We start from the raw sequence: 8,853 nt of genomic DNA, 5'->3' as shown, positions 1-8,853 counted from the left end.
TATCTGAGTTTTTTCCATCCATAAGAAAAGAAGGATAAGCTTTAAAAATATTATTCAGAGTAGTTCTTAAATGAAAAGCAGAGGAGTAATGTTTTTTTTTCGTAAGCTCTTCCTGAAATGCCTGCGTGTGTAGTGCATTTGATGCTTCAATGAAAAAATCATAGAACTTAGCTAAATCTGAAGCCTTCGCTTTGACTGTGTTGTATGGCTGGCTACTCAATATCAGATTATTTATATGCTCTTCAAGCTCCACAATTGAACCTGTGGTTTTCGAAACAAATGAATAAAAAATCACACCGTCTGCGGTGGTGAGTTCTCTTTTAATAATATTTTTAGTTTTCCTAGCCACTTTCCATTGCACCAATTAATGAACCTCATTCTCCGTATATCCTACTACAGAAAAATCGATAATGGTGCAATGAACACTGTGTTTTTATACAGTTTGTGATCTCAGTGTTAGAAATGAATTTTCGGTCTAACAAGAAGCAAAAAAGCCAGTACCTAAATTAATAGATACTGGCTCTTTAAAGTGGCACGCCCTGTAGGATTCGAACCTACGACCACATCCTTCGTCACACTATAGCTTTCGCTACCACCTCTTAAGGCTTTGTGCGCTGGACTATACCTTTACCATAGCTTTGAAAGCTTTAGGTAGACACCGTCTAGTCTCTACACCTTCCCAGAATTACTGGGCTTGGCTCGGGATTGCCAACTCATTAAAGTAAGGTTTCCCCGAATTTGATGTCTTACACTCTTATCGTTTCCAAAAAGAGGCCCAATCTGAACGCTAGAGAAATCTAGCCAATTAGAAGGGACGTGCTCTATCCAGCTGAGCTAAGGGCGCTTTATTTTGCTTTTCAACTATATCTAGCTAAAAAACGAAATTCAAATTGTTTGTACGCTTCATTGCACCAAATTAGGTTGCAAAGCCACTAGTCAGTAATCTTGATTCATTACACCAGAAATAACCTAATATAAGAACCTACGACCACATCCTTAGAAGGGACGTGCTCTATCCAGCTGAGCTAAGGGCGCGCTACAGGGACAGGATTATACGAGTTGAACTCCGTAAATCAATCGCTTTCTCTAACATTCTGTTTCAAATGCCTAAAAAACTGCCATTCGCTAACCATGTGACGAAAAACAGAACAAAGCAAACGTTTGCTTATAGATGTTACTTTAAATATCTGCGACAATGCGCCCAAAAATATTTGCGACCAATGTGTAAGGAAAGCCATGACTGCTCAAAATATTGATGGGACACTCATCTCCCAGACGGTTCGCTCTGAAGTAGCGGCGCGGGTAAAAGCTCGCACTCAAGTGGGCCTTCGCGCTCCGGGGTTAGCGGTGGTGCTGGTGGGAGAAGATCCTGCGTCACAAGTGTATGTCGGCAGCAAACGTCGTGCTTGTGAAGAAGTAGGTTTTGTTTCTAAATCCTATGATCTTCCGGCCACTGCAGGTGAAGAGGAACTACTGGCGTTAATCGATAAGCTCAATGCCGACCCTGAAATTGACGGCATTTTAGTGCAACTGCCCTTACCTGCTGGGATTGACACAACCCATGTGCTTGAACGCATTGTTCCTGAAAAAGATGTCGATGGTTTTCACCCTTACAATGTGGGCCGTTTAGCCCAACGCATTCCTAAACTGCGCTCTTGCACGCCCAAAGGGATCATCACTTTGCTTGAGCGCTATAACGTTCAACTGCGTGGTAAGCATGCGGTGATTGTGGGCGCATCCAATATTGTCGGCCGACCAATGACGTTAGAGCTGCTACTGGCTGGTTGCACCACAACCACATGCCATCGCTTCACTAAAGATTTAGAGCACCATGTTCGCCAAGCTGATTTGTTGGTGGTGGCCGTTGGTAAACCCAATTTTATTCCCGGTGCATGGATTAAAGAAGGTGCCGTGGTGATCGATGTGGGCATCAACCGCTTGGAGTCAGGCAAACTGATTGGCGATGTCGAGTACGATGTAGCGCGCACCAAAGCAAGCTTGATCACCCCTGTTCCGGGTGGTGTCGGGCCAATGACGGTGGCCAGTTTGATTGAAAACACCCTGTTGGCGTGCGAGCAATTTCACCCCAATAACTGATCTTGCTATTGATTATTGCTAGTGGTTATTGATAGCTATGATCAGCGAGCCAAAAAGAACCCCAGCACTGCGCTGGGGTTCTTGCGTTATAAACCAACTTAGCCTTTATTGGGCATTATTCATTTGCGTTAGTTTGTTGCCTATTGGCGTAGAGAAATTGTAGCCGTCGTGTTCGTCCCAGTTAATAGACCATGTCATCACACCACCGTAGTTAGGGTAGTTGAAACTCGGTTTCACCGTCGCGCAAGAGGTTCCCTTGGTTAAGCAGTCCAACGCATCAAGAATGTTTTGCGTGGGCGCTTGCCCAGAGTTGGCAGAGCTCGGGCCAGAAGGCAAACCGATTGCAACTTGATCGTCACGCAGTGGTTCAAAGCGTGAACCATCGGCCAAATCAAACCCTTCTAACAGCATTTTTGATTGAGCGACCATCATATCCACCGAACCTTCAGGAGCTGCACCCGGTAGATAAGGGTTTGGTAACCCACCGTTGTTATAAAGCTGAACATGAAGTAGATCGAGTGTGTCACGAACCTCATTGATGATAGGAATATACGCACCCCAAATGCCGCTATAAGCCACCATTCCTCCTTGAACATAAGGGTGTTCTGGTGCCATGGTCAGGTACATATCACCGCCGATGTTGGCTTCAATTTGCTTTAATGCCCGGCCCAAGCGCGCTTGAATTTGCGAGCCATGCATTAAGTTAGAACCACTTTCTAAATCAACATCCAAGCCATCAAAACCCCACTCTTTGATCAACGCCGTCAAACTATCAACAAAGTGCGCTTCATCACTGTCAGTATTGAGCGTAATGTTGCCTTCCGCGCCACCAAGTGACAAAACAAAAACTTTGCCTTTGGCTTGCAAAGCCGCCATATCTTGCTTGAACTGGGTAGCATCTAAAGCGGGACAGCTACTATGCGCATCGCCTGCGAAAAGATTGAAATGCACGGTTCCATTACTGTTGCGGTCATTATCGGCAAATGCAATATCGATCACATCCCACGCATCAGACATATCAGCGAGACGCATTGGGCAGCCAGCAGCATTGACAAAATTATGCCAGTAACCGATCAATTTGTGCTTTTTCTGTGTCTGTTCAACCACCTTCACGGCAGCTGCGTCTGACAATACACTACTGCCTGCATCATAAGCTTGCGCAGCCACTGTGTATTCGCCGATAGCCGTAGGTGTCCAAGTGTAGGCATAAGGCGCACTGGTATCAGTTGCGACCACCGCTCCATTCACTAAGAAATCGACTTTAGAAACAGCACCAGTGAGTGACGTCGCATTGGCAGCAATATTGACTGGTTTACCTAAACCGACGGTTTGCCCTGACGTTGGCGATGTTAACGACACCACTAACGCTTGATCGCTTACTGAAACGTTAATCTGACTTTCAGCGCTATTATTGTCATTATCGGTTGCGATGGCTTTGAGTGTGGTACTTCCTACCTTGCTCGCAACCCACTCAACCGAATAAGGCGCTTGGTTTACTACGCCAAGGCTCGTGCCATCAGCAAGAAATTCCACTTGTACTACACTGCCATCGGCATCATTAGCTTGTGCACTGAGGAGGATGGTAGAACCAGCCAGAATCACTTCATTATCAACAGGGCTTGTCAATGAAACGGTAGGTGGCGTGGCGCACGCGCCCATTCCTGTCCACGCTTCTTGCCAATAGCTTCCTTTGCCCGGCTCATAGGCCCACGCTGAGCTGGAAGAGCACCAACCTGCGATATCACAACGGAACTTTTGATTATTGTTTTGCACCAGTTCGCCCGCTGCGTAACTGCTACCCGCCACATAGGTTGCTAAACCTGCACAACCACCACTTGAGCCTCCAGATACAACCAAGGCGACCTCTTGGTTATGAGTCGTTTGGTTATCATTATCCGTCGCTTTGGCTTTAAAGGTGTGAGAGCCTGAGACAGCAGTCCAATCGTGGGCATAAGGTTCTGAAGTATCTGAAGCGACGAGTTGTCCATCCACATAAAAATCAACTTGCGTGACGGTTCCATCCGAATCGGTAGCATTAGCGCTTAGCGTCAATGAGTCACCAGCCGCTAGCTGCTCAGCACCTGTTGGGCTGGTTAAGGAGATGGAAGGAGGAACTAAACCACCAACAGGCGTAACCGAAATGGTTGACGCGGTTGACGTAGTCGCACCCTGATTATCAGTGGCAATTGCAGTCACTTGGGTTGCGCCTAAAGCGGCAGTCCAATCGGTTTGGAAAGGCGCTTGTGTGATGACGGCGATCGACACGCCATCAATCAAAAATTCAACCTGTGCCACGCTACCATCGCTATCAGACGCGGTGGCTTGCAGCGTGATTAAGCTGCCTTGTGGAATTTGTGCATTATTGGCAGGAGAAACGAGATTTAGCGTGGGTGGAACATTGCCACCACCGCTGTCACACTGCCCGAGTGATAGCCAAAATGCCCAGGGGCCGTTATTGCTTGCAGGATCATTTCCCTGCGTCCAATAGTTAGCTTGATAGGCTGCGTTAGATTGCGTCACTTTATCGCCGGACGTATAAATGGCGGCCGTATCCCAAGAGCCCAAGCCATCACAGTTATAGGCTTGAGCTTGGTAGCTTATCCCTAACGTTGTAATAATGGCGGCTCTGAGTAGATAAGAACTCATTGTTCTCTCCTTTGCTTATGAATAATTAACCCGTTCCCAAGTAACTTGACGTGGTGGCCTGCAATACGCGAGATAAAGACAAGGCAACATCAAGTAGGCAGGGTATATAACTAATAAGCTAGAGGACGAGAATTGCACTCTAAATAACTGATAATTTTAATTATCTCAGCTCAAAATCACGGCATGATTTCAACATCAACACCGCTTGCAAATCTTTTTCGGCGGACTTCACGAACTCACCTAATCACACGTCGTTGAGAAATTGATATGGTCAATATTATTTTGGTGAGGTGGATGGATAAAAATGCCGGCTCTATTAGCCGGCATCGAATATACAAAATGTATGGTGGGTTCTCGTAACCAATAGAAACACTACGTTTATAGCGACAAAATAACCCCAGCAAGTGCAGCACTCATCAAGTTAGCCAGCACGCCAGCGCTGATCGCTCGAAAACCATATTGAGAGATGAAGCTGCGACGCTCTGGCACCAAACTGCCCAAACCACCGATCAATACTGCCATGGTCGAAATATTGGCAAAGCCGCACAGAGCAAAAGTTACAATCGCTTGAGAATGTTCACTGAGCGAATCTTTTACGTCCATCAATTGGATAAAAGCGACAAACTCGTTCACGACAATTTTATTACCAATCAGTGAGCCTGCCGTCATCGCTTCGCTCCATGGAATGCCCACCAGCCACGCAACTGGAGCAAATAGGTAGCCTAAAATCAATTCAAAACTAAGGGTTAAACCAAACAGACCACCCACCCAGCCCAATAGGCCGTTGAGTAGCGCAATCACACTGATAAAGGCCAGTAACGTTGCCCCAACCGCAACCGCGATACGAAGCCCAGACATTGCACCATCAGCTACGGCTTCAACCACATTGGTTGCTTTTGGTATCTCAACCTCTTCGTTGGCCACCTGCTGACTTTGCGCTTCGGTTTCCGGCACCAAAATTTTCGCCATCAACAAACCGGCTGGAGCTGACATAAATGCCGCCGCAATAAGATAGTTAAGGTTAACGCCCAGTGAGGCATAACCCACTAACGTACCACCCGCAACAGAGGCTAAGCCACACGTCATCACCGCAAAAAATTGCGAATCACTCATGTGCTTTAAATAGGGCTTAACGACTAACGGCGCTTCAATCATGCCGACAAAAATGTTCGCCGTGGCTGACAGTGACTCTGCACGCCCCGTACCCAATAATTTTTGCAAACCACCGCCAATCAAATTAATCACTTTAGGCATCAAACCAATGTGGTACAAACCGGAGATCAAAGCGGAGAAGAAAATGATGATGCCAAGCACATTAATCGCAAACACAAAACCAACGCTACCATTGGCTAAACCGCCAAAGAGAAAGCCAATTCCCTCTTGCCCATAATTGATCAAATTCGATACCGCACCCGTGACACTGTTGAGCACTTCTTTCCCCATAGGGACATACAGAACCAATAGTGCAAAGCCTACTTGCAATAAAAAAGCGAGCGACACGGTTCTAAATTGGATGTTTTTTCTATTGGTAGAAAGTAGCCAAGCCGTAAATAAGATGGCGACGACGCCAAGTAATGAGTTCATTTGCTGTCAATCCAGATAACGGGGATAGGAAAGGCGCGCATTCTATCGTGCGAAAACGAATGCGCAAGTCGCAAATGTTACAGAGGTGTGCTTAAAAATAGCAGCCTTAAGCCTCTTATTTCAAGTTGTTGATTTGTAACAAGCTAAACGATTGCTTAGGCTTATCTTTTCCATATAGAAAAGATGTTTCTGAGTTGGGAAATAATAATTCGTACTCATTACACTTTTGTCAAACGGATGTAAGGCTCTAACTGAGTATCCCAGTAGCAAGGTGTACCGATTAAAGCCTTGATAAATTCAATCACGGCTGAGGTTTTCTTCGGCATATGTTGTCGGCTCGGGTAAACCGCATAAAAAGGCATACTTTGATTTGCGTGCCAATCTGGCAACAACTGGATCAGTTTACCAGTTCGAAATTCATCTCGAATTAAATAAGTCGCCAAGTAAGCAACACCCCACCCTGCCACGGCGGCGTCACGCACGGCTTCGGCTAAATCTACCGAATAGTTACCCGACACATTGATGTTGATTTTTTGCTCTGGATTGGCAAACGACCAACGGGTGTAATCTCGCTCCCAACTACGGTAGATAAGACAGTTGTGACCTAACAGATCACTGGGTGTCTGAGGGGGTGAATGGTTTAATAAGTATTCCGGTGACGCCGCCAGCACAAATTGGCAATCGGCGAGACGTTGCGCCACGTACCCTTCCGGCAAATGTTCGTTGTTGGTCACCCACAAATCAAGCCCTTCTTCGAGCATATCGACTCGATAATCGAACAAATGCACTTCCACTTGCAGTTTTGGATAACGCTGACGAAGCGCCTCCAGTGCTGGCAAAATGTGCAAAGAACCAAACGACTGTGAAAGACCAAGCTTAATCAGCCCAGACACCTCATCACGCTGGCTTTCCATTTCAGACTGCGCAGCATCCATCAACCCAACGACCGCAATACAATGGCGATAAAAAGCCTCTCCAGCCTCGGTTGTGGTGAAGCTGCGAGTGGTTCGCTGAACGAGCTTCACCCCGAGCGAGGCTTCCAGTAAGGCCAACTGCTTACTAACATGCGATACTGATACGCCTAAGCTTTTGGCCGCAGCGGTAAAGCCTTGATGTTTGATTAACGCAGCAAATATCACCATTTGCCCTGCACGTTCAACTAGCACACACTCTCCAGAAATAGCAAAGGGCTCATGATGAGCCCTTTGCGTTCAATTAAGGTTCAAATCAATAGGTAATTCTATCCGCCAAATGGCTCACCGCGAGGGCGAAATAATATGAACGGTTCCACTTCATCAACACATTATAGTTGTTGTATACCAAGTAAACGCGGCCATTTTCATCATCTGGCATGATAAGCCAAGCTTGAACGTTGTCTAAATTAGGCAGTGGTTTACCTTCGTAACGGGTAATACCGAGCTTGTTCCACTCTCTCAGTGACTTCCCTTTTTCGGGTTGTCGCCCTTCTAAAGTGCGGTCAAAGCCATGCGGAACTTTAACTTGACGGCCCCAAGTGTATTTATCATCCCATCCCGATTGGCTGAGATAATTGGCCGTCGACGCGAATACATCTTCCTTTGAGCGCCAAATGTCTTTTTTGCCATCGCCATTACCATCGGAAGCGAACGCCAAAAACGAACTCGGCATAAACTGGCATTGTCCCATCGCGCCAGCCCATGAGCCTTTCATCTCATCGGCTTGGATATGACCTTGCTGTAGAATTTGCAACGCGGCCATCGTCTCCTTGCGGAAAAATTCTTCTCGACGACCGTCATAAGCCATAGTCGTCAGCGCATCAATAACACTAAAACCACCGGTCAACGCACCAAAATTACTTTCTACGCCCCACAAAGCCACGATAAAGCGCGGCTGTACGCCATATTGTTCGCCAATGCGGCTAAGCTCTGCATAGTGCTTTTCATACAGCGCCTTTGCTTGGTTCACTTTCCATTCTGGAACCGCGCGTGGGATATATTCATCCAGCGTCAGTTTCTTTTCTGGTTGATTGCGATCGGCCGTCACAGCACGTGGCTTGTACTCCACATTTTTAAACGCATCGATTAAAATTTGCTCTGAAATGCCTTCATTTCGTGCTTGCTGCTTCAAGCCTTCGACATAGTGTTCAAAACTAACCTCATTCGCCATCAATGGCGTGGAGAGGCTTAATCCCAATACGACTGACAATAACTTTCTCAAATCGTCCTCCTTGAGCTGAAAACTTAGCTATCTTTTTGCTGAGCCTTTTGCTGCTTATATTGTTCTAATAAATTTTGTGGCGGTGGCGGTAACTGTAGGAAAAAGCCCTCATTTTCTAGAGACTCTTTTACTTTTTCAATGTTCACTTGGGCAAGTGTACGCCCTTCCAGTTTCACTACCATGACTAAAGTAGGTTTACCGAACATCGCCATTAATGTGTCAGGAACCTGTGAAAAGTCATCCTTTTTGGGGATATAGAGATAGGTACCTTCTTTTTTAGAGCTTTTGTAGATAGAGCAAAGCATGACAAACCTTTTATTGTAATAAACT

General features: G+C 46.2%; 6 protein-coding genes and 1 pseudogene. 1 reads left to right on the top strand and 6 read right to left on the bottom strand.

Annotated features, from left to right (window positions below; genetic code table 11):
* Window positions 1–361, bottom strand: a pseudogene (locus tag NB504_RS06110) (integrase); the annotation flags it as partial.
* A gap of 875 nt (window positions 362–1,236) precedes the next feature.
* Here NB504_RS06110 and folD point away from each other — a divergent pair.
* Window positions 1,237–2,097 (top strand): bifunctional methylenetetrahydrofolate dehydrogenase/methenyltetrahydrofolate cyclohydrolase FolD, encoded by an 861-nt coding sequence (gene folD / locus NB504_RS06105; protein WP_010317168.1) that lies wholly within the window; start codon window positions 1,237–1,239, stop codon window positions 2,095–2,097.
* Window positions 2,098–2,202: 105 nt separating this feature from the next.
* Here the strand turns inward: folD and NB504_RS06100 are convergent, their stop codons facing one another.
* From NB504_RS06100 to NB504_RS06080, 5 genes are all read right to left on the bottom strand, one after another.
* A complete protein-coding gene (locus NB504_RS06100) occupies window positions 2,203–4,743 on the bottom strand; it encodes an Ig-like domain-containing protein (RefSeq protein WP_258428486.1) in 2,541 nt (846 codons plus the stop codon).
* 378 nt (window positions 4,744–5,121) lie between these two features.
* On the bottom strand, window positions 5,122–6,327 hold the full coding sequence (locus tag NB504_RS06095) for a NupC/NupG family nucleoside CNT transporter (RefSeq protein ID WP_019282015.1): 1,206 nt from the start codon (window positions 6,325–6,327) through the stop codon (window positions 5,122–5,124).
* A 218-nt stretch (window positions 6,328–6,545) separates the two neighbouring features.
* The gene (locus tag NB504_RS06090) at window positions 6,546–7,493 is read right to left on the bottom strand and encodes a LysR family transcriptional regulator (RefSeq protein ID WP_258428485.1); all 948 of its coding nucleotides are present in this window, start codon (window positions 7,491–7,493) and stop codon (window positions 6,546–6,548) included.
* 61 nt (window positions 7,494–7,554) lie between these two features.
* On the bottom strand, window positions 7,555–8,523 hold the full coding sequence (locus NB504_RS06085) for a lytic transglycosylase domain-containing protein (protein WP_013857211.1): 969 nt from the start codon (window positions 8,521–8,523) through the stop codon (window positions 7,555–7,557).
* Between the two features lie 23 nt (window positions 8,524–8,546).
* The gene (locus NB504_RS06080; RefSeq protein WP_017044579.1) at window positions 8,547–8,828 is read right to left on the bottom strand and encodes a YcgL domain-containing protein; all 282 of its coding nucleotides are present in this window, start codon (window positions 8,826–8,828) and stop codon (window positions 8,547–8,549) included.
* Between the last annotated feature and the right edge of the window lie 25 nt (window positions 8,829–8,853).

Origin of the sequence: Vibrio sp. RM-69-4 (assembly GCF_024743775.1) — a bacterium.
GTDB lineage: Bacteria > Pseudomonadota > Gammaproteobacteria > Enterobacterales > Vibrionaceae > Vibrio > Vibrio anguillarum.
This window is presented reverse-complemented; position numbering and strand designations above follow the sequence as displayed.

Bases quoted from the DNA above. Each gene is read 5' to 3' on its own strand.
- folD (WP_010317168.1), top strand. From the start codon at position 1,237: ATGACTGCTCAAAATATTGATGGGACACTCATCTCCCAGACGGTTCGC.
- NB504_RS06100 (WP_258428486.1), bottom strand. From the start codon at position 4,743: ATGAGTTCTTATCTACTCAGAGCCGCCATTATTACAACGTTAGGGATA.
- NB504_RS06095 (WP_019282015.1), bottom strand. From the start codon at position 6,327: ATGAACTCATTACTTGGCGTCGTCGCCATCTTATTTACGGCTTGGCTA.
- NB504_RS06080 (WP_017044579.1), bottom strand. From the start codon at position 8,828: ATGCTTTGCTCTATCTACAAAAGCTCTAAAAAAGAAGGTACCTATCTC.